Annotated in this window: 22 protein-coding genes and 1 pseudogene; 8 read left to right on the top strand and 15 right to left on the bottom strand. The window is 72.6% G+C overall.

Annotation, left to right across the window (positions count from 1 at the left end; all coding sequences use genetic code 11):
• The first annotated feature begins 95 nt into the window (after nucleotides 1-95).
• On the top strand, nucleotides 96-668 hold the full coding sequence (locus ABZ671_RS04440; RefSeq protein ID WP_357851074.1) for a hypothetical protein: 573 nt from the start codon (nucleotides 96-98) through the stop codon (nucleotides 666-668).
• 4 nt (nucleotides 669-672) lie between these two features.
• Here the strand turns inward: ABZ671_RS04440 and ABZ671_RS04435 are convergent, their stop codons facing one another.
• A complete protein-coding gene (locus ABZ671_RS04435) occupies nucleotides 673-1,818 on the bottom strand; it encodes a hypothetical protein (protein WP_357851071.1) in 1,146 nt (381 codons plus the stop codon).
• Nucleotides 1,819-1,985: 167 nt separating this feature from the next.
• Here ABZ671_RS04435 and ABZ671_RS04430 point away from each other — a divergent pair, with 167 nt between their 5' ends.
• A complete protein-coding gene (locus ABZ671_RS04430; protein WP_357851068.1) occupies nucleotides 1,986-3,527 on the top strand; it encodes a gluconokinase in 1,542 nt (513 codons plus the stop codon).
• Nucleotides 3,528-3,883: 356 nt separating this feature from the next.
• Here the strand turns inward: ABZ671_RS04430 and ABZ671_RS04425 are convergent, their stop codons facing one another.
• From ABZ671_RS04425 to ABZ671_RS04415, 3 genes are all read right to left on the bottom strand, one after another.
• On the bottom strand, nucleotides 3,884-4,642 hold the full coding sequence (locus tag ABZ671_RS04425; protein WP_357851064.1) for a MerR family transcriptional regulator: 759 nt from the start codon (nucleotides 4,640-4,642) through the stop codon (nucleotides 3,884-3,886).
• Between the two features lie 163 nt (nucleotides 4,643-4,805).
• Nucleotides 4,806-5,444, bottom strand: a complete 639-nt coding sequence (locus ABZ671_RS04420) for a hypothetical protein (RefSeq protein WP_357851061.1) — start codon at nucleotides 5,442-5,444, stop codon at nucleotides 4,806-4,808.
• A 128-nt stretch (nucleotides 5,445-5,572) separates the two neighbouring features.
• The gene (locus tag ABZ671_RS04415; protein WP_357851058.1) at nucleotides 5,573-7,894 is read right to left on the bottom strand and encodes an EAL domain-containing protein; all 2,322 of its coding nucleotides are present in this window, start codon (nucleotides 7,892-7,894) and stop codon (nucleotides 5,573-5,575) included.
• A 273-nt stretch (nucleotides 7,895-8,167) separates the two neighbouring features.
• On the opposite strand from ABZ671_RS04415, the gene ABZ671_RS04410 reads away from it, so the two are divergent.
• Genes ABZ671_RS04410 through ABZ671_RS04400 form a run of 3 tightly spaced genes read left to right on the top strand, consistent with a single transcriptional unit; the run spans nucleotide 8,168 to nucleotide 9,235 of the window.
• Nucleotides 8,168-8,530 carry a DUF2089 domain-containing protein gene (locus ABZ671_RS04410; protein WP_357851055.1) on the top strand — a complete coding sequence of 121 codons (363 nt, stop codon included), beginning with the start codon at nucleotides 8,168-8,170 and terminating at the stop codon, nucleotides 8,528-8,530.
• Nucleotides 8,527-8,787, top strand: coding sequence for a hypothetical protein (locus tag ABZ671_RS04405; RefSeq protein ID WP_357851053.1), 261 nt, complete (start codon nucleotides 8,527-8,529; stop codon nucleotides 8,785-8,787). Before ABZ671_RS04410 ends, ABZ671_RS04405 begins: the two co-directional genes overlap by 4 nt.
• Nucleotides 8,788-8,800: 13 nt before the next feature.
• Nucleotides 8,801-9,235: a hypothetical protein gene (locus tag ABZ671_RS04400; RefSeq protein ID WP_357851050.1), complete on the top strand. Its 435-nt coding sequence runs from the start codon at nucleotides 8,801-8,803 to the stop codon at nucleotides 9,233-9,235.
• Between the two features lies 1 nt (nucleotide 9,236).
• On the opposite strand, the gene ABZ671_RS04395 is transcribed toward ABZ671_RS04400, so the two are convergent.
• The 7 genes and pseudogenes from ABZ671_RS04395 to ABZ671_RS04365 form a co-directional block, all read right to left on the bottom strand.
• The gene (locus tag ABZ671_RS04395; RefSeq protein ID WP_357851047.1) at nucleotides 9,237-10,751 is read right to left on the bottom strand and encodes a hypothetical protein; all 1,515 of its coding nucleotides are present in this window, start codon (nucleotides 10,749-10,751) and stop codon (nucleotides 9,237-9,239) included.
• Between the two features lie 46 nt (nucleotides 10,752-10,797).
• Nucleotides 10,798-11,874 (bottom strand): hypothetical protein, encoded by a 1,077-nt coding sequence (locus ABZ671_RS04390; protein WP_357851711.1) that lies wholly within the window; start codon nucleotides 11,872-11,874, stop codon nucleotides 10,798-10,800.
• A gap of 77 nt (nucleotides 11,875-11,951) precedes the next feature.
• Nucleotides 11,952-12,226, bottom strand: a pseudogene (locus ABZ671_RS04385) (MFS transporter); the annotation flags it as partial.
• Between the two features lie 307 nt (nucleotides 12,227-12,533).
• Nucleotides 12,534-13,391 carry an SRPBCC family protein gene (locus ABZ671_RS04380; RefSeq protein WP_357851044.1) on the bottom strand — a complete coding sequence of 286 codons (858 nt, stop codon included), beginning with the start codon at nucleotides 13,389-13,391 and terminating at the stop codon, nucleotides 12,534-12,536.
• On the bottom strand, nucleotides 13,384-13,944 hold the full coding sequence (locus tag ABZ671_RS04375; protein WP_357851041.1) for a helix-turn-helix domain-containing protein: 561 nt from the start codon (nucleotides 13,942-13,944) through the stop codon (nucleotides 13,384-13,386). Before ABZ671_RS04375 ends, ABZ671_RS04380 begins: the two co-directional genes overlap by 8 nt.
• Nucleotides 13,945-14,037: 93 nt before the next feature.
• The gene (locus ABZ671_RS04370; protein WP_357851038.1) at nucleotides 14,038-15,381 is read right to left on the bottom strand and encodes a class I SAM-dependent methyltransferase; all 1,344 of its coding nucleotides are present in this window, start codon (nucleotides 15,379-15,381) and stop codon (nucleotides 14,038-14,040) included.
• Nucleotides 15,378-16,781: an FAD-binding oxidoreductase gene (locus ABZ671_RS04365; RefSeq protein ID WP_357851035.1), complete on the bottom strand. Its 1,404-nt coding sequence runs from the start codon at nucleotides 16,779-16,781 to the stop codon at nucleotides 15,378-15,380. Before ABZ671_RS04365 ends, ABZ671_RS04370 begins: the two co-directional genes overlap by 4 nt.
• Nucleotides 16,782-16,876: 95 nt before the next feature.
• Here ABZ671_RS04365 and ABZ671_RS04360 point away from each other — a divergent pair, with 95 nt between their 5' ends.
• Nucleotides 16,877-17,347 carry a YbaK/EbsC family protein gene (locus ABZ671_RS04360; protein WP_357851032.1) on the top strand — a complete coding sequence of 157 codons (471 nt, stop codon included), beginning with the start codon at nucleotides 16,877-16,879 and terminating at the stop codon, nucleotides 17,345-17,347.
• Nucleotides 17,348-17,475: 128 nt separating this feature from the next.
• The gene (locus ABZ671_RS04355; protein ID WP_357851029.1) at nucleotides 17,476-18,189 is read left to right on the top strand and encodes an RICIN domain-containing protein; all 714 of its coding nucleotides are present in this window, start codon (nucleotides 17,476-17,478) and stop codon (nucleotides 18,187-18,189) included.
• Nucleotides 18,190-18,211: 22 nt separating this feature from the next.
• On the opposite strand, the gene ABZ671_RS04350 is transcribed toward ABZ671_RS04355, so the two are convergent.
• Nucleotides 18,212-19,507, bottom strand: coding sequence for an MFS transporter (locus tag ABZ671_RS04350; protein WP_357851026.1), 1,296 nt, complete (start codon nucleotides 19,505-19,507; stop codon nucleotides 18,212-18,214).
• 52 nt (nucleotides 19,508-19,559) lie between these two features.
• Between ABZ671_RS04350 and ABZ671_RS04345 the strand changes: the two genes are divergently transcribed.
• Complete coding sequence (locus ABZ671_RS04345; protein ID WP_357851023.1) at nucleotides 19,560-20,549, top strand: helix-turn-helix domain-containing protein; 990 nt, start codon at nucleotides 19,560-19,562, stop codon at nucleotides 20,547-20,549.
• Nucleotides 20,550-20,665: 116 nt separating this feature from the next.
• Here ABZ671_RS04345 and ABZ671_RS04340 read toward each other — a convergent pair whose 3' ends face one another.
• From ABZ671_RS04340 to ABZ671_RS04330, 3 genes are read right to left on the bottom strand one after another with little or no spacing between them, the layout of a single operon-like run.
• Complete coding sequence (locus tag ABZ671_RS04340) at nucleotides 20,666-21,142, bottom strand: hypothetical protein (RefSeq protein WP_357851019.1); 477 nt, start codon at nucleotides 21,140-21,142, stop codon at nucleotides 20,666-20,668.
• Nucleotides 21,143-21,195: 53 nt separating this feature from the next.
• Nucleotides 21,196-21,897 carry a response regulator transcription factor gene (locus ABZ671_RS04335; protein WP_357851016.1) on the bottom strand — a complete coding sequence of 234 codons (702 nt, stop codon included), beginning with the start codon at nucleotides 21,895-21,897 and terminating at the stop codon, nucleotides 21,196-21,198.
• On the bottom strand, nucleotides 21,894-23,144 hold the full coding sequence (locus ABZ671_RS04330; protein ID WP_357851012.1) for a histidine kinase: 1,251 nt from the start codon (nucleotides 23,142-23,144) through the stop codon (nucleotides 21,894-21,896). The genes ABZ671_RS04335 and ABZ671_RS04330 overlap by 4 nt, the downstream gene beginning before the upstream one ends.
• Nucleotides 23,145-23,183 lie beyond the last annotated feature (39 nt).

The following is a 23,183-nucleotide window of genomic DNA, read 5'->3' as shown; positions in this document are numbered from 1 at the left end:
CATCCGTCCCCGAGGCGCATCGGGGTGTGCCGTTCCGGGACGGGTAGGGGACGGACCCGGATGTCCGGCACGCGCCTCGTTGACAGGCTGAGGCAATGACCATCAACGATGTCCGGGCGGCCGGGCGTACCGCGTACCCCTGGCTGCGGTCGATGGCCGTGACCGCGTCGCTGCTGCTGTTCGGCTACGGCCTGTTGCGCCTGATCGGCGGCCTGGGCGGGCACCGCGACAAGTCGGCGTGGCCGTGGATGATCGGGCACACCCTGTTCCTGTTCGGCATCGTCGCGTTCGGGGCGGTGATCGTGGGCCTGCACGGGCTGTTGCGCGCCACCTCGTCCCCGCTGCGGGCGGTCGACGACGTGGCGGCGGTGGCCGGCCTGCTCGGCGCGGTCGGCTTCGGGTGGGTGATCCTCGGCGACCTGTTCCCCCGGTTCGCCGACGCGGTGAACACGCCCGGCCTGGTGCTGGCGGGTGGACCGGCGCTGTTCGAGCTGGGCCTGCTCACCCTGCTGTTCCGCGCGGCCTTCGTGCGGCTGCTGCCGATCTGGGGACCGGTGCTGGTGCTGGTGGGGTTCGCGTCGATCGCGGTGCAGCTGGACCTGCTGCCAATCGGCGCCGCCCTGGTCCTCGCCGGTCTGCTCCCCCTCGGCGGTTCCCGGCCTCGCTGAACCGTCAGGTCCAGACGGTGCGGCGGAAGCCCCGATGGCCGGTGCACGAGTCGCGCTGCCCGCCGGTCAGGCTGACCGTCCCGTCATGGCACTGCACCAGCCAGCCCCGACCGGACCAGAAGTCGGGTACGCAGTCGAACCAGTCGCAGACTCCCCGGTCCGGCGTGCGGATCCGCTGGCCGCCGCAGAAGTCGTACCCGTAGGGGTTGTCCGGGGCGCCGCAGCGCGACTCGGCGACCGGCCGGGATGGTGCGGCCGTGGGCGTGGCGCGGGTGCGGTGGGGCTTCGGCGAGGTGGCCGGCACGGCGGGGGCGGCCGGCGACGGCACCGGCGCGGTGGTGGACGCCGGGGTGGCGGCCGAGGCCCGCTCGGAGCCGGGCCGCACCGGCGGGTCGGACTCGAAGAGCATCGCCGGCACGATCAGCGCGACAGCCGCGCCGACCGCGACGCCGCGCCGACCGCCCGGCACCCGTGCGGTGACCCGGGCCTGCGCCGGGGTGAGGACGGCCGGCCGGGTCGGCCGCGCCGCGCCGTGTTCCCCGATCAGCTCGTCGAGTTGAGCGACGACCGCCGCCCGCTGCTCGATCGCGTCGGCGAAGGCCAGGGTCAGCTTGAACCGGAAGTCGGCCACCGCGCCGGTGGGCAGCAGCAGCCCGGACGTACGCCGCCGGTCCAGGACCTGGATCAGGGTCACCGGCGTGCCCGGGTCGTGCGACAGCCCGGTCATCCTCCCGTACGCCCAGTCGCGCCGGCCTCGCCCGCCGAGCAGGACCAGCCGCCGGTTGGTGAGCACGGCCAGCCCGGCATCGACGACCCGCACTCCCTCGGGGCGGCGCGGGCGCAGCATCGGCGGGTCGGGCTCGACGGCCAGTTCGGGGGCCGGCAGCACGGCGCTGTGCCGTACCTCGACCAGTTGCGCGGCCGGCAGCGTCCAGAAGACCACTTCGCCGGGGGTGAGTTCCATCGGCAGGCCCGCGCCGGCCTCGGTCGAGCCATGCAAGGACACGGCGAGGGTACGCAGCCGCCGCAGCTCGTCGTCGCGTCGCCGCCACGCCTCGTCGGCCGCGCGGAACGTGCGCAGCCGCCGGTCGTTCTGCCGGTGCGCCCACCGGTAACGCCATGTGGAACCCGTCGAATCAGTCATCGCCACGCCGACTCCTCTGCCGCGCGAGCCCACCCGGGTCTTTCCTACCTGTCAACTGCGGTAAACAGCCGGAAAGACACGCGAAGCGTACTAATACGACTGATCGGGTGATTGACCACCGCGATCCGGCCCAAAAGTCAGCGGCCGGTCGCGGCGCGTGGCATGGTTCGCCGGTGGGCGAATCTGCCGTCATGGTGGGGGTGGACATCGGCACCACCAGCACCAAGGCCGTCGCGTACGACGCCGGTGGACGGCAACTCGCCGCCCACTCGATCGGCAACCCCCTCGACGAACCGCACCCCGGATACGCCGAACAGGACCCACGGCTGCTCTGCGACGCGGTGGTGAGCTCGATCCGCGCGGTGGTCGACGAACTACCCGGCCCGGTCGCCGGGCTGTCGTTCAGCACCGCCATGCACAGCCTCATCGGCCTCGACGCCGACGGCGTCCCGCTCACCCCGTCGATCATCTGGGCCGACTCCCGTGCCAGCACCCAGGCCGAACGGCTGCGCGCCGTGCCGTCCGGGCTGGCGCTGCACCGGCGCACCGGCACCCCCGTGCACCCCATGGCGCCCCTGTCGAAGCTTGTCTGGTTCGCCGAGCAGCAGCCGAAGCTGCACGAACGGGTCGCCCACTGGGTGGGGATCAAGGATTACGTGCTGCTGCGGCTGACCGATGCCCTGGTCACCGACCACTCCGTCGCCTCCGCCACCGGCCTGCTGAACATCCACCGGCTGGCCTGGGATTCCGAGGCCCTCGGTCTCGCCGGGATCACCGCCGAACAGCTCCCCCGGCTCGTCCCCACCACCCACGTCCTGCCCGGCCTGACCGCCGACGCGGCCCGCGCCACCGGCCTGCCCGCCGACACCCCGATCGTGGTCGGCGCCGGCGACGGCCCGCTGGCCAACCTCGGCCTCGGCGCGGTGCACCCCGGCGAGGTGGCCTGCTCCATCGGCACCAGCGGCGCGATGCGCCTGGTGGTGGAACGCCCCGGCGTCGACCCGCTCGGCGGCGTCTTCTGTTACGCCCTCACCGCAGACCGCTGGGTGGTCGGCGGTGCGATCAACAACGGCGGCATTGTCCTGCAGTGGGCCGGCGACGCCCTCGCCCCGGACCTCGGCGGGCACGCCGAGGAGCAGTTGCTCGACCTGGCCGGTCACGCGCCCGTCGGCTCCGGCGGCCTGCTCATGCTGCCGTACCTGCTCAGCGAGCGGGCACCGCACTGGAGCGCGCTGCCCCGCGGCGCATACGTCGGGCTCACCCGCGGCCACCGGCGCGAACACCTGGTCCGGGCCGCGTTGGAAGGCGTCTGCCAGCAGCTCGCCCTGGTCCTCGCCGCGATGCGCGCCACCGGCAACGAGGTGCACGAGGTCCGGGCCGGCGGCGGCTTCGCCCGCAGCCCGCTCTGGCGGCAGATCCTCGCCGACGTGCTCGGCATGCCGGTCCGATTCCCCGCCCGCCACGAGGGGTCCAGCTTCGGTGCCGCCCTGCTCGGCATGCAGGCCCTCGGCCTGATCTCCTCGATCGACGTCGCCGCCGACCTGGTCAAAATCGACGAGACGGTACGCCCCGACCCGGCCTCCGCCGCCACCTACGCCGCGCTGCTGCCGCTCTTCTCCGAGCTGCACGACGCGCTCGCGCCCACGTACGCGTCGCTGCGCCGGCTGGCGCCGGGCCTGCCGCCCGAACCACCACCCACCGCCCCTGTTCCCTGATCACCCATCGAGCGGACGAGGACCGACGCGGGCCACCACGGCAGCGATCGGTGCCAGGTGCCCTCGCGTACCCGGAAGTGACCGCGCCGGAGGCCTCGTGCCGCGCCGGGGCGGCCCGGCATCCACTCGCCACCACCTGTCGACCTGACATCGCAAACGACTCGCCGCCGGTAGCGGCGGCAGCGCCACACCGCCCCCGACCCCCGATTGCCAACCCCAAGCGCCGAGCGACATCACAGGCGACTCAGCTCGAAAGGCGCCGAACACCAGATGCCACACCACAGCTGGCGAGGACGAGTGAGGCGACGGCAAAAGGCCCGCGGAACGCGCCGCGAGAGGCCCATGACCAGGCAGGTTCAGGCCCGGTTGATCGCGTTGGCGTGGATCGCCTCGTTCAGGTACGTGGCCATCCCCGGCCGGATCTTCTCGTAGTACCCGGTGAACCGCGGATCGGCGATGTACATGTCGGCCAGGCCGGTGTGGAACTCGTACGAGCAGTCGTAGAACCAGCGGCTGATCAACTGCCGGTGCTCCTCGGCCAGCGCCATCGCCTCCGGCGAGTCGGCCGGGGCGCCCGAGGCCATCAGCTCGGCGAGCCGCCGGCCCCAGTCCTCGTTCTGCGCCTTGTGCCGCAGCCAGTCCTCCTTCGAATACCGGCTGACCCGCTCGGCCGACTGCCGGTATGCCTCCGTGCCGCCCCAGCGCCGCTCCGCCTCCTCAGCGTGCGCGTCCGGGTCGAAGTCCCCGAATACCTCGAACCGCTCCTGCGGCGTGAGCCCGATGTTCATTCGTCTCGCCTCCATTGCGAGTTCGATCGCCGCGACCATCTCCCGCAACTTGCCGATCCGGCCGGTGAGCAGCTCGTGCTGCCGGCGCAGGTGCGCCACCGGGTCCGCCGCCGGGTCGTCCAGGATCTCGGCGATCTCCTCCAGCGGGAACCCCAGCTCACGGTAGGCCCGGATGAGCTGCAGCCGCTCCAGGTCCGCGTCGGAGTAGCGGCGGTAGCCGGCCGGGGTACGCCCGCTCGGCGACAACAACCCGATCTCGTCGTAGTGGTGCAGCGTCCGGACCGTCACCCGCGCCGCCCGCGCCACCTGACCCACCGTGTACGCCATGGTTCCCTCCCTTCCGCGACCAAGCCTCGCGCCTCCCGCGACGTGAGGGTCAAGCCCGATTTTCGACGACTGCATGCCAAAAAATGACCGGCCCCGGTCTCCGCTTCGGGGGGTGGCGGAGACCGGGGCGGTCGGACCGGGGCGGGGCGGGGCGGGGCCGGGGTCAGGCGTTGACCGGCTTTCGGGCCGGCTCCGGGGCGGCGAACGTCGCGCTGGCCGGGGTGCGGAAGGCGTGCACCAGGCCGGCGATCGACAGCAGCAGGAGCAGCGCCGCGCCGAGGTACATGGCCAGCGCGCCCTGCTCGGCCTTGCGGCCGAACTCGCTGAAGCCGTACGAGGTGAGCAGCATCCCGCGCAGCGACTCGCCCTTGAACACGGTCTCCCGCAGGGCACTGGCCTGGGTGAGCTGCTGCTTCAGGTCGTCCAGGTTCGCGGCGTTGTTCTTCTCGGCCTCGGCGACCTGCGCCCTGAGCGCCGACTCCGGCTCACCCAGCTCGGCGTACGTCCTGCCGCCGGACATCGCCTTCAGGTGCAGCCCGATGAACTCGTTGGCGTAGCACTCGGCCTGCTTGCCGGTGGTCAGCGCCTGGCCGGCGTACTCGCGCAGGCAGTCCACCTTCTTCTCCTCGTCGGTCAGCTGGGCGGCCGGCTTGAAGGTGATGTGCTGGGCGGCGAGCTGGTCGTGCACGTAGCTGGTCGCGAAGTTGGCGTTCGTCGTCAGCACGATGCCCACGACGAGCAGCAGGACCGCGAGGCCGAGCCCGCCGATGCTGAACAACAGATCCAAGGTCCGACGCTTCATGACCGCTCCCCTGTGGAAGGTGACCGCTTCTTCGATGTCCGTTCCATCGTCGCGGCCGGGCAGCGGCCGACAGCAGGGTCCAATCCCCTGAGCGTCCGGGACTTTCGACCCGTTGCCGGCCGGGCCGGTCAGCGGGTCACGTCGATCGGGGTGAGCAGGGCGAGCAGCTCCGACAGGGTGGCCGGGCGGCCGTACCGCCAGCCCTGGCCGTGCAGGCAGCCGATCGCGGTCACCGCCTCGTGCTGCGTGCCGGTCTCCACCCCCTCGGCCACCACGGCCAGGTCGAATGCGCCGGCCAACCGGTTGACCATCTCCACGGTGGCGTACGCCCGCGGGTCACCGGCGTCCAGCCGGGACACGAACGAACGGTCGATCTTCAGCTCGGTGGCCGGGATCCGGTGCAGGTAGCTCAGCGACGAGTAGCCGGTGCCGAAGTCGTCGATGGCGATCCGCACGCCCAGCTCGCGCAGCTGGTGCAGCCGCTCCAGCACCACCTCGCTGCCCTCGATCAGCGCCGACTCGGTCAGCTCGAGGGTGAGCGCGCGGGGCGCCAGACCGGCCGCCGAGGTGGCCCCGGTGACCGTGGCGATCAGGTCGGGGCGCTGCAGGTGCGCGGCGGCGATGTTGACCGCGACGGTCACCTCGGGCGCGTGTGGCCGCCAGGTCGCCGCGGCCCGGCACGCCTGGTGGATCACCCACCGGTCGATCGCCAGGATCAGCCCGGTCTCCTCGGCCAACGGCAGGAACCGCGCCGGGGGCAGCACTCCGAGGCGCGGATGCCGCCAGCGCACCAGCGCCTCGGCGCTGCGTACCGTGCCGGTGGCCAGGTCCACGATCGGCTGGAACTCCATCAGCAGCTGTCCCTCGTCGACCGCGCGGCGCAGGTCGGCGATCAGCTCGGCCCGGCTGACCGCCGACTCGCGCAGCCCCGGAGTGCAGGTCCGGTACGCCGACTTGCCCGCCGCTTTCGCCGCGTACATGGCGATGTCGGCGTCGCGGAGCAGGTCGGTGTGGGAGGCGTGCTGCGGACCGTACTCGGCGATGCCGATGCTCGCCGATGGGTGCTCGCCGAGGTCCTCCTCGCCGGGCAGCGGTTCGAGGGCGGCGAGCAGCCGCTGTGCGAGTTGCTCGGGCGGCACCCCCTCGCCGCCGATCAGCACCGCGAACTCGTCGCCGCCGAGGCGGGCGATCGAGCCGTCGTCGCCGACGGCGTCCCGCATCCGTTCCGCGATGGTGGTCAGCAGCCGGTCCCCGGTGGCATGCCCGAAACGGTCGTTGACCTGTTTGAAGCCGTCGAGGTCCAGCAGCAGCACGGCGACCGGGCCGCCGTCGCGTAGCGCCCGCCGCAGCCGCCGGTTGAACGTCAGCCGGTTGGCCAGGCCGGTGAGCTGGTCCGTGTAGGCGAGCCGCCGCAGCCGGGCGGCCAGCCGCAGGTTCTCGTTGGCGGCCAGCCCCTGCCGCAGCGCCAGGACCCCGAGCAGCGCCATCATGGCGATGAAGATCAAATGTGGGCTCTGGCCGGTGGGCTGCCGGGCGAGCACCACGGCGACGATCGCCCCACCCACCGGCAGGTACGGCATGGCGACCCGCCACCAGGGCGGCAGCGGCGACTCGGTCGTCTCCTCGGTGTCCTCCGAGCCGGGCGGCGGCGGGTAGCCGGTGGCGGCGCCGATCAGCAGGTAGCTCAGCGGCCACCAGACGTCGATCGGATGGCCCGGCGCGTAGTTGCCGTGCGCGGCCAGCGACACGTAGACCGCGTCGGCGGTGGCCCGAACGCCGAGGCTCACCCCGATCAGGGTGAGCGCCCGCCACCGCGGACGCGCCGGCCCGGCCACCGCCACCAGGATGGTCAGCTGCATCAGGTCGAACATGGGGTAGAGCAGCCCAAAGGTGCGCAGCGGGTCGGCCAGGTCGGCCGTGGCGATGTCGCGGAACACCACCACCCAGCCGATCGGGATCAGGGCGAGCCCGACGATCACCCCGTCGAGCATGGTCCGGGCCTGCCCGACCAGGCTGCGCGGGGCGGCCAGCGAGCAGAGCAGGGCGGCCGTGCCGGTGACGATCCCGGCCGTGAAGATTCCGCCGACCAGTGCGTTGTTGGGCAGGCCGGGCCCACCCAGCCGTTCGACCGTCCACACCGTCCGGCCGAGCGCGGCGAGCGCCATGGTCACGGCCAGCAGCGTCCAGAACCGTCGCAGCGGCAGCGGATGCCGCTTGGCCGCCCGGGCGCAGGCGACCGCCGCCCAGCTCGACACCGTCACCGCGCCAAGGTCGCTGACGAGGGCCGTGCCCGGCAGGCCGGCGACCAGCCAGGACTCTTCCCCGAGCACGATGAGCGCGGCCGCGACGGGCCCGACGCGGCCGGAGAGCGGGCGGCGGGCCACCATCGTCACGGCGCGGCTCACGTCCTGCTGAGGCACAAAACTTTGCTCCGGCTCTCTCCCAGACATGCACCTCGATGATGAGGACCGGCTGCGGATGGCGAACCCCGCAAGCCTAGCTACCGCCCGGTACCACCGCCAGGGCAGAGCAGTGTCGGCAATTGGCCAGGTCAGGTCGGTGACGGCTGGTCGTGGCGGCGACCGAAGCGCGCGGGACCCTGGCCCTTGCTTTCAGTTGCTCCCGCGACGAGTTCAAGAAAATTAAGCCCCTGAGGCTTGATGACTCAAGAAAATCAAGGTACAAATTAAACATAGACAGTGGACGGGTGATCGGAGCACCGCATGGACTGGCAGGAGCTGACCAACCTCACGGGTGGTCAACCGTTCGTGGTCGAGCGGGTGCGCCTGACCGCTCGAGGCGTCGCCATCGAGGGTGAGTTCGAACCTCCCCAACTCGCCCAACTGAGCATCGAGGACCAGGTGTTCGTCACCGCGTTCGTCCGCTGCCACGGCTCGATCAAGGAGATGGAACGGATCTTCGGGGTGAGCTATCCGACGATCAAGTCCCGGCTCAACCGGATCGCGCAGGGGCTCGACTTCGTCGACACCGACCCGGCGCCATCCCGAGCCGACGTCATCGACCGACTGCAGCGCGGCGAGATCAGCGCACAGGAGGCACTACGGGAGCTGGAGACGCCGAGATGATGCCCCAACTGGTGAGCGTGCGGGTCCGCAACGGACGAGGCCGGCGGATACGCGTGTGGATCCCGGTCCTCCCGGTGCTGCTGATCCTGTCGCCGGTGCTGCTGCTGGTGCTGGTGACGGCGGCGATCACCTGCCTGGTCTGGCGGATCAATCCACTCCACGCGCTGCACCGCAGTTGGCGGCTGCTGTGCGCGCTGAGCGGCACCCGGTTCGAGATCGAGCAGAACCACACAAGCGTACTGGTCAACATCAGGTAGAGAGGACGCAACCATGAGTGAGCAGCGCAGGCAGATCCTGCAGATGCTGGCCGACGGAAAGGTCAGCGCAGACGAGGCCGAGCAGCTGATCGCCGCACTGGAGCGGGATCAGCCGAGCTTCTCGTCGTCCGACGCGGAGCCGGCACAGAAACCTCGCCCGAAGTACCTGCGGGTCGTGGTGGACTCGGCGGAGAACTTCGGCGGCGACGGACCCGGCAAGGTCAACGTCCGGGTGCCGCTGCAGCTGCTGCGGGCCGGGGTGCGGCTGGCCAGCCTGATCCCACCGCAGGCGCTCACCAAGGCCAACGAGGAGATGGCCAAGTCGGGCGTGCCGTTCGACCTCACCCAACTCAAGCCGGAGCAACTCGAGGAGCTGATCGAGCACCTCGCCGAGATGACCGTCGACGTCGATCAGCCCGACGCCAAGGTGCAGGTCTTCTGCGACTGAGTCAGGACCACTCCTCGACCGAAGCGCTCTCGGTGACCGGGAGCGCTTCGGGCATGGCCGCCGGCGGACCACCATGCGTCCACGGCGTCTCCTCCGGGGCGGGAAAGTTCCCGGCCGGCAGGTACGCATCCGACAGGGTGGTGAAGCAGAGCCGCTCCCCCACCTCCGGCACGGTGCCCGGCGGCGCGGTCAGCCCGCGTCCCATCCCGCCGGAAAGCTCCAACACCACCTCGGTCTTGCCGTCCCCGCCGGGGGTCAGGAAGACCACCTTCGCCTTCTGACCCGGCCGGGCCGGGGAATACAGCGTCGCGCCGACCGGCACCGCCACCGGCTCGGTGGTGACCACCTGGACCCGCGGCCGCAGCACCGGCCGTTTCCCCGAGTCGTCCACCCGCTTCGGGTCGGCCAGGGTCACCTCGCCGACGAACGCCTCCCCGGTCAGCCGGTGCTCGGCCATCACGAGCGGATCGTCGTAGGCGCGCTGCACCGCGTACGAGGTCATGGCCCGCTCCAGCCGGTGCAACCGTACCGCCGCGGCCACCGCACCGTCCCGGCGCGGCTGCGGCCCGCCCCCGGCGTCGACATGCTCGGCGTGGCCGGTGAAGGCGTCCTTGTCACCGTCCCACCGGCCGGCCACCCGCACGCCGGGCGGCAGCGCCCGCAGCAACCCCACCCCGCGCCACATCAGCGCCCAGGTGGGCGCGAGCTGGTCGCGCAGCAGCCGCTCCAGCTCCGCGTACGCGCCCGCCCGCGCGACCGGGTCGCCGTCGGCCTCGGCGTACGCCGCCATCGCCGGGGCCAGCCGACGGTTGTCGAAATCCGGGTCGGTCGCCGGGCCCGCTGGCGGGCAGTGCTGCGGGTCCTCGGCCCGGGCTGCCGCCGCCGCCCCGGTACACCCCGGCGGCGGGTCGATCCAGCCGAGCAGCGCCGGCAGGTGCAAGTCCTCCACCGCGCTCTGCCCGGTCGCCCAGTGCAGGGTCAACGCCTCGGTCATCGCGACCAGGGCCGACGAGCCGGGATGCTCGGCGCGCTCCGCGAAGAAGGTCAGCCAGCGGCCGAGCAACGGCACCGACGGGTGCACCGGGTAATCGCCATCCGGACGGCGGAACCGGGTGGCCCGGCCGAACAGCCGCAGAAAGCCGACCCCGGCCGGATTCGGCACCAGCAGCTGTGGCGCGTCGACGTGGCGGTACCGCACATCCCGGCCCCGGTCGATCGGCACCGCCTCGCTGACCCCACCGAACGACTCCAGGTAGGGCAGCACGATCGCGGCCAGCTCGGCGGCGAACGCGAAGCGCTGATCACGGTTACGCGGCTGCGGCACGATCAGCAGCCGCGCCTCCTCGGGGGCGGCGCCGACCATGGCGGCCAGCGGGGCGTTGGCCTCGCCGGCCATGGCGAGGGGCACCACCACCAGCGGCCGGTCCGACAGGTGCAGGTGCCGCACGGTGGCCACCGGCTGAGCCACCCCGGCGGCGACCGCCTGCGCCTTGGCCAGGGCACGCAGCGTGCTCACCGCGACCTCCGCGACCGAACGGGCCGGCCGGACCGGCGCAGCGTACTCATGCGAGGTTTCCGGCGAGGGCGTCGGCGCGCAGGCGGGCGGCGGCGCGCAGCAGCGCGGCGGCCTCCGCCTGCTCGGGTTCGGGGGCGCGGACGCCGTCGGCCAGCGCCAGCACGTCCCCGACGTCGGCGATGCCGCCCAGCGCCTCCCGCACCGGCCGACCCAGCGCGGCGGTGTGGCCGCGCGCCTCGTGCCGACAGAAGTACGCCAGCTCGCAGGCGGCCAGGCACTCCGGGGCGTAACGGGCGGCTACGCTGGCCAGCGCGGCGGCCAGGGTCGCCGGGTCGGCAGTCAGGTCGGCGGTGAAGGCGGCCGGCACCTCGGCGAGCAGATCGTCGATCCGGGCCATCCGGTCCAGCTGGCGGCGCAGCACCAGCAACTGCTTGCGCACGTCAAGCAGGCTGGCCACCGGCTCATTGGCGAAGTCACGCGGGCAGACCAGCACCACCTCGTGCGACACCAGGTCCGGGTCGCCGCCCTCGGCGGCCAGCAGCTCGCGCAGCGCCAGCACGTAGACGGCCGACTGGATCGCGGCGGCGGACACCTTCGCCGGGTCGGCCTGACCGTCGATCACCGGGAACGACTTGATCTCCACCACGTGGAACCGGCCGTCGAGCCGGGCGGCGACCAGGTCCGGCTCCAGATGCACCCGCCGCCCGGCCACGTCCAGCCCGAGCAGCGGGTGGTCGAACAGCGCCGGCCCATCACCGGACGCGGTAAGCGCGACCCGGGACCGCTCCGACCGATCCCCGTCGACGCCCAGGTCCGTCCAGCTCGCCCCCGCCGGCACCGGTACGCCCAGCCGCTCCGCCACCAGCCGCAGCAGCTCCACCCCGCCGTCGGCCTTCACCCGCGCCTCGAACGCGTTGCCCCGCGTAATGGCGAAACGGGACTGGCCGAACCCGGCCGGAAAGCCGACCCGCTCGGCGAGCTTCGGCTTGTCCACCCCGGCGCTGTCCAGCACCGCCCGCCGGACACAGCCCGGGTTGCCGGTCAGCGCGGCGATCGTGCGGGCGTTGTGCCGCCGGGCCGGCACGCCACCCCGGATCCCAACCAGGCGCCCCTCGGTGTCCATCACGCCGCCACCCTAGCGATGAAAGGAAGGGCCCTCTATTAACGCCTACGGTAGAGAAGGGCACCCTTCTCACCGGTGCCGGCGGCATGAGCGACGTCGGCGGCATGAGCAGCGTCGGCGGCGACCACGGCCACCGACACGACGGTGACCATTGTGGCCGGGACCAGACGCGTCATCCCCCGCTGAGCAGCGGCAGCACCAGGGTCGGGGCGGTGAGCAGGATCAGCGTGGCGCCGGCCGAGCCGGGGCTGAGCCCGACCACCGTGGTCAGGTACGACGGAAGATAGACCAGCAGCGGCACCAGCACCACCACGATGGTGGCCGCCGCCAGGCAGATGCCGACGAACCGGGGTTGATCATGCTTCCAGTGCGACGGAGGATTTTTCTGGGTGACCGGCGGTGCACTCCCACTTCAACTTCCACCTGGGCCCGAACCGTGCTGGGGCAGCGGGCCCGGGCGCTCACGGGGATTCTGGAGGGCATCGACAACGATCGAGCAGCTCACGAGAGTTCGTGCCGAGTTCCGTCGGCGACGGCGTGGAGCTTGTCGGGGTTGGCCACGTTGTGGATGGTCGAGATGCGGCCCTCCGGGCCGGTGCGGTAACAGCCACGTGAAGGGGCCCGGGCGGCGAGCCGCCCGGGCCCCTTCACGTTCGTGGTCAGCTCGGGCTGCCGGCCGGCATCTCGACCGGGAGCCAGATCGGCTGCCAGTCGGCCATCTCGTGGAAGCGGCGCAGCTCGAAGAGGCTGGCCACCACGCCGGTCCACGCCCCGTACGGCGGGTTGCCCTCGTCGAAGCCGCTCTGCACCAACGTCAGCCTCGTCTTGCCGTCGGAGTCGGCCAGCTCCCAGGTGCCGACGCCGATGGGCCCCCAGTCGACGGAGAGCTTGCGGCCGGGCTCCAGGTCGACCACCTTGGCCGCCTGCCCGCTCTCGAAACCGCCCATGGCGTACCGGCCGCCCACCCAGGGCTCGATGCCGATCGGGTAGCCGAACCAGGCGCTGGCCTGCTCGGAGTCGGTCAGCGACGTCCACACCCGCTCGGTCGCGGCGTCGATGGTCACCTCGGCGCGCAGCTCGGCGGCGGTGAAGTCGGTGCGGGGCAGCAGCGGCCCGCCCTCCAGCCGGGCGGCGAGGTTGGCGATCGACAGCGCCCAGAAGGTCTGCAGCACCCCGCGGATGCTGCTGCCGCTCATCGCCTCGGCGAAGTCGAAGTGGCTCTGCCGCAGGGTCAGCACGGTGGCCTCCCCCTCCGGCGTGAGGGTGAACTCGGTGGTCGTCTCCACCCCGTCGAGCAGCCAGGCGAACCGCAGCACGTGCTCGTCGGCGTGGAGCAGCCGCTGGTGCGGCGCGTCGCCCTCCGGCGTGTAGCGGCCCCAGAACTCGTACCGGTGCGGCAGCTCGACCTCGGCGTGCTCGGCGAGCCAGACCCGCAGCTCGGCGGGGTCGGTCAGGGCGTGGCGCACGGCCGCCACCGGGGCCGCGAGACGGACATTGACGGTCAGCGGTTCACTCACGGTCGTTACCTTTCGGATAGCACGCCACGGCGAGTTTGAACGCGTCTCCTTCGGCGCCCCCGTAGCGCGTGAACAGGTCCTGCAGCGTCGACTGCAGGTCGTGCAGGAACTCCTGCCGGCGCTCGACCGGCACCCGGATCTCGCCGGACACCCCGATCGAGGGCAACTCCGGCGCGGCGCGGTCGAGCGCGGCGATGTCGGCCTGGACCTCTTCCACCAGGTCGAGCAGGTAGCCCAGGCTCAGCTCGTCGCGCACCCGGCGGGCCCCGCCGATCCGTCCAACGAGGCGGGGCGAGAGCCAGTACGACCGGGCGGCGGCCTGGTAGATGCCCTCGGTGATGCCGCGCACCCGCCGCTGCGCGACCTGCTCGGCCAGCCCGGCCGCGACCAGCTGCTTGACGTGGTAGTAGACGCGCTGCGGTGTCTGCCCGAGCCGGGCGGCGACCTCGGTGCAGGTGCGGGGCTCGGCGAGCTGCCGCAGCACCTCGATGCGCTGCGGCTTGAGCAGGGTCTCGGCCTGCTCGCGCTCTTCCAGGTACAGGACGTCTCTCATGGCAAAATCAGTTTGTACGTACAAAACTTGTTTGTCAATGGGTTCGACGAAAGGCCGCGCGGTCCGCGCGGCCTTTCGTGGCGGGACGAGAGGTCAGGGCGTCCAGTCGGGGCGCAACGGGTAGCCGTTCACGCCCTGCGGGCCGTTGTGGGTGGCGAGCACCTGGTGCAGCTGAATCTCGTTACGCTCGAACGCCAGCCGGGAGCCGGCCATGTAGAGCCCCCACACCCGGGCCGTGCCCGGGCCCACCTCGCCGACGCAGAAGTCCCAGTGCTCGACCAGGTTGCGGCACCAGCCGGCCAACGTCAGCGCGTAGTGCTGCCGCAGGTTCTCCTCGTGGTGCACCTCCAACCCGGCGTCGTGGATCTCGCTGATCAGCCGACCCGGCCCGGCCAGCTCGCCGTCCGGGAAGACGTACCGGTCGATGAACGCGCCGGAGCGGTGCGGGGCACGGTTGTCCGCCCGGGTGATGCAGTGGTTGAGCAGCCGGCCGCCCGGCTTGAGCCGGCCACGCAGCGCCCCGAAATACGCGGGATAGTTGCGTACCCCGATGTGTTCGGTCAGCCCGATCGACGAGATCACATCGAACTGCTCGTGCGGCGCGTCCCGGTAGTCCAGGTGACGCACCTCGGCCAGCTCACCCAGCCCCTCCCGCTCGATGGCCGCCTGCGCCCACTCGGCCTGCGCCCGGGACAGGGTCACCCCGAGCGCCTTGACGCCGTACTCCCGGGCCGCGTGCCGGACCATGCCGCCCCAGCCGCAGCCCACGTCGAGCAGCCGCATCCCCGGCTTGAGCGCCAGCTTCCCGGCGACCAGGTCGTACTTGGCCCGCTGCGCCTGCTCCAGCGTGTCGTCCGGGCTGTGGAACACCGCGCAGGTGTACGTCATCGACGGGCCGAGCACCTTCTCATAGAAGGCGTTCGAGACGTCGTAGTGGTGGGAGATCGCGCTGCTGTCCCGCGACCGGGAGTGCCGCAGCCCGTCCATCACCCGCTTCCAGCGCGGCGCGGCCTCCTGCGGCGGAGGCGGCGGCGGCAACAGCCGCTCCCAACCCAGCCCCTTGACCAGCGCCACCGCCTCACCCATCGACGGCAGCCGCAGGCGCAACTCGTCCTTGACCACCGTGAGCGCCTCGTACGGGTCGCCCGGGTGCACTCCCTCCAGCCCCAGGTCACCATTGACGTAGGCGCGGGCCATGCCCAGGTCGCCGGGCGCGGTCAGCAGGTAGGACAGCCCCCGCTCGGAGCGGATGGCCAGGGTGATGCCGGCGTCGGCCGGGCCGACGGCGCTGCCGTCATACCCGGTGATGCGGATGGGCAGGTCACCGGTGGTGACCGCGCGAATCACATCCGCCACGGTCGGTCCGGTGCGTCGGCCGCCCGCCGGCGGCTGGGCCGGGACGCTCGCCGCCCCCTTTTCACGGTCGATCAGACTCATGCTCGCGCTACCGCCTTCTCATACAGTCCGGTGAGCCGGTGGTCCGGGTCGTAGCGGTCCTTCACGGCACGCCAGGTCTCCCCGCCGTAGAGCCGGTCGAACGCCGCCCGGTCGTAGTACGCGTCGGAGTAGAGCGACTTGTGCCCGCCCACCTCCGACACCTTGCGCTCGATCTCCCGGTTGACGTCGCCGTCCGCCGCGCCCTCGGCGATCGGCACGGTCCCCCAGAAGCCGACGTTCACATAGGTCTTGCCCGGTTGAAGCGGATAGAGCGGCCAGGACCGGGCCTCGCCGCGGCCGGCCGCCTCGCGCAGCCGCAGCGGGCAGAGCCAGATCGGGCTCATCCTGACCGTCCCCGCGAACCAGCGCAGGAAGCCGGCGGTGCCGTCAAGCGGAATCTCGACATCCTGCACCACCCGCTCCCGGGCCGGCTGACCCCGCCAGCGGTCGACGCGGGCGGCCACCTGGTAGCGATTCTCCAAGCGGACGATCCGGTGATAGACGTCGCTGCGGCGGTAACGCTGCGGCCACAGCCGACGGACCACCGGATGCTGCACCCCGAACGCCGCCGAACACCAGAACCAGTCGGTGTCCCATCGCCACAGATAGTCGTACGTGGTGAGCACGTCCCGGGTGAGCCGCTGCACCGAGCGGTAGTAGATGTCCTGGCCGGTGTAGTCGCTCGGGCGTACCGTGACAGCCTCGTCGCTGAAAGTCCCGAGCACCAGGTACGCCTCACCGGGGCTGAACACCACCCCGTCCATCGCGTCGACCGGGTCACCGTCCCAGGTGCCCTTGGCGACCACCTCGCCGATCGCGTCGGTCAGCTCCTCCAGCTGGGTGAACCGGATGTTACGTAGGGCCACGTACCGGCGGACCGGCTGCAGCTCGATCCGCAGCCGGGTGGCGTAGCCGAGGCTGCCGAGCGAGTTGGGGAAGGCCCGGAACAGCTCCGCGTGCTCGCCCTCGGGCCGGGCGGTGACGATCTCACCGGCCCCGGTGAGAATGTCCATCTCGCGCACCGACTCGTGGGGCAGCCCGTTGCGGAACGAGGTGGACTCGATGCCCAGCCCGGTCACCGCGCCGCCCAGGGTGATCGTGCGCAACTGCGGCACGACCAGCGGCATCAGCCCGTGGGGCAGGGTCGCGTCGACCAGATCCTCGTAGGTGCACATGCCCTGCACGTCGGCGGTGCGGGCGGCCGGGTCGACGGAGAGCACCCCGGTCAGGCCGCTGACGTCCAGCCCCGGTGACCGGGGCGTGGATCTCGGGCGGAACAAATTCGAGGTGCGTTTGGCCAGCCGCACGGGCTCGCCGGCGGGCACCGCGGCGTACGACCGCCGCAGCGTGTCCACCGCCTGATCATGGTCAACCTGATGATCCGCACGCTGCGCACGCATGAGATCACATTACGCCGACTCCGCCAGGTTGGCGCGGTTGTCCACCATGGCCCTTTTCCCATCCACCGCCCGGTCGGCGGGTTACCGTGGCGGGCATGCCGTCCCCCGCGATCGCCGCCCTCGACGCCGTCGGGCTGCCGTACCGCGTGATCCGGCACGGCCCGGTCCGCAGCCTCGCCGAGGCCGCCCGGGCGCGCGGCGTAGCGGTCCCCGACGTGGTAAAGACCATCGTGGTACGCCGGGCCGAGGACGATCACCTGTTCGTGCTCACCCCCGGCGACCGGGTCATCTCCTGGCCCAAGCTGCGTGCCCTGCTCGGGGTGAGCCGGCTGTCCATGCCGGACGCCGAGGCCGCAAGGGCCGCCACCGGCTACGAGCGGGGCACCATCACTCCCTTCGGCTCGACCACCGCCTGGCCGGTCGTCGCCGACGAGCGGCTACGCGGCCGCGAAATCACCCTCGGCGCGGGCGAGCACGGCGTCGCCGTCGCGATCGACGCCGACACCGCCCTCACCGCGCTCGACGCGACGGTCGCCGACGTCACCGACCCGGAACCGGCTCGCTGACCGGGAGGGTCAACGCCCGGTCCATCGCCGCACCACCCGGCCGGGATGGTCACCCTTGCGCCGTCGGCTGAGTCACGCCCGCGTCGGGCGGTTAGCCATCGACGGTGGCCATGGGTCAGGATGCCCCCATGTCCGAGCCACGCACCGACCCGCCCGGCACCGTCTACGCCACCCGCCGGGCGGCCCGGCTGCGCCTGCCCCAGGACCCGCTGCTGCGGATCGCGCTGGGCGTCGCCGTGGTCGGCGTACTCCTGGGGGCCATCTTCGCCACCGGCATGCTCGTCGCTGGCGGCGGCGACCGGCCGGTGGTGCCCGCGGCGGCCGTGACGAGCCCGGCGGAGAGCGAGCCGAGCGTGGTCGAGCCCACCACGGAGCCGTCGCCCACCACGGAGCCGTCGCCGACGGAGGCGCCGCTCCCGCCGCCCGCGGGCGGGCCCGCGGTGTTCCGCGGGGTGCCCTCCGGCCGCTGCCTCGGGGTGGCCGGCGAGAACCCGGAGGGCGCGCTCGCGGTGCTGGCCGATTGCACCGGCGACGCGGAGCAGCGGTGGGTGGCCACGCCGGTCACCGACGACGTGTTCACGCTGGTCAACGCGGGCAGCGACAAATGCCTGGACGTTTTCGGGATGAGCACCGACGACGGCGCGCCCGTGCAGCAGTGGTCCTGCAACGGACAGGCCAACCAGCAGTGGCGGCTCGCCCCGGCCGGCGCCGGCGCGGTGCTGCTGGTCGCCGTGCACAGCGGCAAGTGCGCGCAGGTCGCCGATGCCGGCACCGAGCCCGGCGCCCAGCTGCAGCAGGCATCCTGCACGGGCGCCGCCGAGCAGCAGTGGGCGCTGGGCTGACCACCGCGCATCGGCGGGCGGCTCAGTCCCGGTAGCTCCACGCCCGGCCGCCGACCCTGACGGGCAGCGCCACCGGCGCAGCGCCGCCCGGCCGGCGCAGCAGCAGCGAGAGCCCGGCCGCACCGATCGACAGCGCACCGGCCGCGTACCAGGCCAGGGTGTACTCGCCGAGCTGGTCGCGGACCAGCCCGGCGCCGGTCGCCGCCACCGCCGCGCCGACCTGGTGGGCGGCGAACACCCAGCCGAAGACCACCGCCCCGGACGCCCCGAAGTGTTCCCGGCACAGCGCCACGGTCGGCGGCACGGTGGCCACCCAGTCCAGGCCGTAGAAGATGATGAAGACCAGCATGCTCGGCTCGGCGGTGCCGGCGAAGAGGCTGGGCAGCACCAGCAACGAAGCGCCGCGCAGCGCGTAGTAGGCGCCGAGCAGCAGACGGCTGTCCACCCGGTCGGTGAGCCAGCCGGAGGCCACCGTACCGACGATGTCGAAGATGCCCACCAGGGCGAGCAGTCCCGCCGCGGTGGTCTCCGACAGGCCATGGTCGTGCGCGGCCGGCACGAAGTGGGTGCCGACCAGACCGTTGGTGGTCGCGCCGCAGATCGCGAAGCCGCCGGCGAGCAGCCAGAACGGCCGGGTCCGCGCGGCGGCGGTGAGCGCGCCGACCGCCCGCGCCGCCGCCCCGCTGGCCGGCGGCGCCGGAGGCACCACCTCGGTCGCGCCGTAGGCGGGCAGGCCGAGCTCCGCCGGGTGCTCCCGCAGCAGCCAGACCACCAGGGGTACGACCGCCAGCGCGGCCCCGGCGACGACCAGCGCCGCCACCCGCCAGCCGTGGTCGCGCACCAGCACGGCCAGCAGCGGAAGGAAGACCAGTTGCCCGGCCGCCCCGCCCGCGGTGAGCACGCCGGTGACCAGGCCCCGGCGGTGGACGAACCAGCGCCCGGTCACGGTCGCCACGAACGCCAGGGCCATCGAGCCGGTGCCCAGCCCCACCAGCACGCCCCAGCAGAGGATCAGCTGCCAGCTCGCGGTCATCCCGACGGTCAGGCCGCTGCCCAGGGCCACCAGCACCAGCGCGCTCGCCACCACCCGGCGGATGCCGAACCGGTCCATCAGCGCGGCGGCGAACGGGGCCGTCAGCCCGTAGAGCATCAGGTTGACCGAGACGGCAGCGGAGATGGTGGCGAGGGGCCAGCGGAACTCGGCGTGCAGCGGATGCAGCAGCACGCTGGGCGTGGCACGGAAGCCTGCGGCGCCGACCAACGCGACGAAGGCGACGGCGGCGACGGTCCAGGCCGGGTGGAGGCGGTGTCGGGTCACGCACCGAGTCTCGGGGGCGGCAGCCGACGCGACGAGTGGCCGGAAAGCCATCATGCGCAATAATCGGGCCATGGCCGTCGTCCCGCACCGGATCGCGGTGCTCGCCGTCGACCAGGTGGTCGGCCTCGACCTCGGCACCCCGTCCCAGGTCTTCGGCACCGCCCGCACCGAGGACGGGACGTCCCTCTACCGCGTCGACGCCTGCACCGCCGGCGGTCTGCCGGTCCGCAGCACCGCCGGCTTCCAGGTTCTGCCCGACCACGGGCTGGAACTGGTCGAGGCCGCCGACACGGTGGTCGTCCCCGGCATCCACAACGGTTCGCCGCTGGTCGACGGCACGGTGGACCCGGCCGTCGCGGCAGCGCTGCGGGCCGCCCACGAGCGGGGCGCCCGGATCATGTCGATCTGCACGGGCGCGTTCGTGCTGGCCGCCGCCGGGCTGCTCGACGGCCGCCGGGCCACCACCCACTGGGCGTACGCGGACCTGTTCCGCCGGTTGCATCCCCACGTCGAGCTGGACCCGGACGTGCTCTTCATCGACGACGGGGTGCTCACCTCCGCCGGGGTGGCCGCCGGCCTCGACCTCTGCCTGCACGTCATCCGCACCGACCACGGCAGCGCGGTGGCCAACTGGTCCGCCCGGCGCTGCGTGGTGCCACCGTGGCGCGACGGCGGCCAGGCCCAGTACATCGAGCACCCGGTCCCCCGCGCCGCGGCGACCGGCACCGCGGCCACCCGCGAGTGGGCCCGGCAGCGGCTGCACGAGTCGGTCGCGCTGCGCGACCTGGCCGCGCACGCCCGGATGAGCGTACGCACCTTCACCCGGCGCTTTCGCTCCGAGACCGGCCTCAGCCCGGCACAGTGGCTGCTCCAGCAGCGCACCGACCACGCCCGACTGTTGTTGGAAACCACCGACCTGACCGTCGACCAGATCGCCCGCCATACCGGCTTCGGCACCACGGCCACCCTCCGTCACCACTTCCACCACCGCGTCGGCGTCTCCCCCACCACCTACCGCCGCACCTTCCACCACACTCGCTGATACGGCAGCCCCACGCCCTCCCACCCTCCCGCACTCCGCGATCCTGCACTCAGGACTCCTGTTTGCCCCTTTTTACAAGGCTATGCGAAGGCAGGAAGTGCAAGATCGGCGCGCGGTCAGGCGGGGTGGAGGTGGGGGCGGAGGGCGCGGAGCTGGGTTAGGTGCATGGGCAGGTGGAGACGGGTGTGCAGGTCCAGGGCGCGGGCCCAGGGCAGGGACTCATCCACGTCCAGGTCGGGGCCCTCCCGCAGCACGGTGTCGACCGGGGTCTCCCCAGCTGGGCCGAGCCGGTCGGCGAGGGCGCACAGCTTCTGGCTGGTGGCCCGCAGCAGCACGGTCAGCCCGTCTAGGCCACCACACTCGGAGACCAACGCGTCGAGCTGCGGTCGGTGGATGGTCTCCAGGTCGTAGTAGGCGAACGGCGAACCGGCCAGCACCGCCTCCGTCGCCTCGCTCATCAACTCGTCGTTGGCCGCCAGGTGCGCGACGATCTGCTCGGCGCTCAACTCACCGTCCGCAGGCGCCCCGAACCCACCCACCTCCAACTCCGCGAGCACCGCCCCATACGCCCGCCGCAGCCCTTCCCCGTCCACCCCCGCATCCAACCCCGCCCCTCAGCGCGGATCATGGAGTTATGGCACCCGATTCACTCGGATGAGGGACTTTTCCGCGGAACCACACCTCCATGATCGACGCCAGCGGGGGTTGGCACCACGAAACCCGACTCGTACGCGGCGATCACTGCCTGGGTTCGGTCTCGGGCATCGAGCTTGGCCAGCAGGTTTCCGACGTGCGTCTTTACCGTCTCCACGCCGACCACCAGCCGGCCGGCGATCTCGGTGTTGGACAGCCCGGTGGCCATCAGCCGCAGCACCTCAGCCTCCCGCTCGGTGAGCCGCGCCGAGCGCAGCCCGTCCCCACCCCGACCCCCGTACGCCCCGACGAACTGCCGGATCGCCGCCGGAAAGAGCAGCGACTCCCCCGCCGCGACCACCCGGATCGCCTCCACCACCTCGCTCGGGCGGGCCCGCTTCAGCAGAAAACCGCTGGCCCCGGCACGCAGCGCGTCGTAGACGTACTCGTCATTGGCGAACGTGGTGATCACCAGCACCCGGGGTGGGTCGGCGGACGCGGCGAGCAGCCGCCGGGTGGCCTGGATGCCGTCGATGGCGGGCATCCGGACGTCCATCAGCACCACCCGGGGACGCAGCTTCGCCACCAGCGGCGGCACCTCCGCCCCGTCCGACGCCTCGCCGACCACCCGCAGATCCGGCTGGGCGTCGATGATCGCCCGCAGCCCCAACCGGATCAGCTCGTCGTCGTCGACGATCACCACGTCGATGCTCACCCGGCATCCCCACCCCTCGGCACCGGCAGGGACGCCCGAACCCGCCACCGCCCGCCCTCCGGACCGGCGGTGAGGCACCCGCCGAGCAGCAGCACCCGCTCCCGCATACCGTCCAGCCCGCGCCCGCCGCGCCCCGGCCCGGTCGCGCCGCGCAGGCCGTTGACCAGCTCGATCTCCAACCCCTCAGCGGGTACGTCCACCCGCAGCGTCACCGGGCCGTGGCCGTGCCGGGCCGCGTTGGTCAAGCCCTCCTGCACGATCCGGTAGCCCTCCCGGGACACCACCGCGGGCAGCTCCCCGACCGCGCCGCTGACCCGCGCGTCCACCGCGAGGCCGGCGGCCCGGGTGTCGGCGACCAACCGGTCCAGCCGAGCCAGCGTCGGCTGCGGGACGGTGGGGGCAGACCGGCCGGCATCCGCCGACTCCCGCAGCAGCCCGAGCACGTGGTCCAGGTCGTCCATCGCCTGCCGACTGGTCTCCTCGATCGCGCGCAGCGCCCGCCGCGCGAACTCCGGATCGGCGTCGAGCAGTTCGCGAGCGGCACCGGCCTGGAGGGTGGCCACGGTCAGCGCATGCCCGACCGAGTCGTGCAGCTCGCGGGCCAGCCGGTTCCGCTCGGCGAGCCGGGCGGCCCGGGCCTCCAACGCGGCGATCCGCTCGCCCTGCGACGGGCCGAGCAGCACCGGCGCCATCGACGCGGCGAGCGCGCCCAGCCCGGCCACCGTGTAGCCGAGCCCGACCAGCAGCACCACCCCGGTCAACGTCGCCCCGACCGGGTTCGCGATCAGCGTCCCGAACCCGTCGTCGGGGACCGAGGCCGGATCGACGCCGAACGGCCCGGCGAGGAAGACCAGCGCCATCGGCAAGGCGCTGATCGCCGCGAACAGCACCAGACCGCCGGTGAGCAGGTGCAGGGCGATCCAGAGCGCGGCGCGCACCCGGGTCTCCCGGTCGATCCGGTGACCCGCCGCCGGCTCGGGCAGGTCGACCGCGAGCAGCGCCCGGGCGGCGGCGATCTCCAGAGCCCGGCTGCCGGAGAGAAACACCGGCACCGCCGCGATCACCACGGCCACCAACAGCAGCCCGAAGACCACCGCCCGGGGTACGTCGTCGATGGCCAGCATCTGGACGAAGGCCGCCGCGAGCAGCGCATACGGCAGCGCGAGCACCCCGCCGAGCAGCAGGAACACGGCACGCCGCCAGGTGCTCCCGCGCACCAGCGGCCCCAGCACCCCGCCGACCCTCACCCCGCTATTCTTCCGCCCGCCTCACCCCCCGCACCTCCC

Origin of the sequence: Micromonospora sp. NPDC006766, assembly GCF_040636055.1 — a bacterium.
GTDB lineage: Bacteria > Actinomycetota > Actinomycetes > Mycobacteriales > Micromonosporaceae > Micromonospora.
The sequence above is the reverse complement of the archived record's forward strand: the minus strand, read 5'-3'. Positions and strand labels throughout refer to the sequence as shown.

Bases quoted from the DNA above. Each gene is read 5' to 3' on its own strand.
- ABZ671_RS04355 (WP_357851029.1), top strand. From the start codon at position 17,476: ATGTCCGAGCCACGCACCGACCCGCCCGGCACCGTCTACGCCACCCGC.
- ABZ671_RS04415 (WP_357851058.1), bottom strand. From the start codon at position 7,894: ATGTCTGGGAGAGAGCCGGAGCAAAGTTTTGTGCCTCAGCAGGACGTG.
- ABZ671_RS04375 (WP_357851041.1), bottom strand. From the start codon at position 13,944: ATGAGAGACGTCCTGTACCTGGAAGAGCGCGAGCAGGCCGAGACCCTG.
- ABZ671_RS04405 (WP_357851053.1), top strand. From the start codon at position 8,527: ATGATGCCCCAACTGGTGAGCGTGCGGGTCCGCAACGGACGAGGCCGG.
- ABZ671_RS04400 (WP_357851050.1), top strand. From the start codon at position 8,801: ATGAGTGAGCAGCGCAGGCAGATCCTGCAGATGCTGGCCGACGGAAAG.
- ABZ671_RS04425 (WP_357851064.1), bottom strand. From the start codon at position 4,642: ATGGCGTACACGGTGGGTCAGGTGGCGCGGGCGGCGCGGGTGACGGTC.
- ABZ671_RS04410 (WP_357851055.1), top strand. From the start codon at position 8,168: ATGGACTGGCAGGAGCTGACCAACCTCACGGGTGGTCAACCGTTCGTG.
- ABZ671_RS04345 (WP_357851023.1), top strand. From the start codon at position 19,560: ATGCGCAATAATCGGGCCATGGCCGTCGTCCCGCACCGGATCGCGGTG.
- ABZ671_RS04390 (WP_357851711.1), bottom strand. From the start codon at position 11,874: ATGGACACCGAGGGGCGCCTGGTTGGGATCCGGGGTGGCGTGCCGGCC.
- ABZ671_RS04420 (WP_357851061.1), bottom strand. From the start codon at position 5,444: ATGAAGCGTCGGACCTTGGATCTGTTGTTCAGCATCGGCGGGCTCGGC.
- ABZ671_RS04440 (WP_357851074.1), top strand. From the start codon at position 96: ATGACCATCAACGATGTCCGGGCGGCCGGGCGTACCGCGTACCCCTGG.
- ABZ671_RS04370 (WP_357851038.1), bottom strand. From the start codon at position 15,381: ATGAGTCTGATCGACCGTGAAAAGGGGGCGGCGAGCGTCCCGGCCCAG.
- ABZ671_RS04360 (WP_357851032.1), top strand. From the start codon at position 16,877: ATGCCGTCCCCCGCGATCGCCGCCCTCGACGCCGTCGGGCTGCCGTAC.
- ABZ671_RS04365 (WP_357851035.1), bottom strand. From the start codon at position 16,781: ATGCGTGCGCAGCGTGCGGATCATCAGGTTGACCATGATCAGGCGGTG.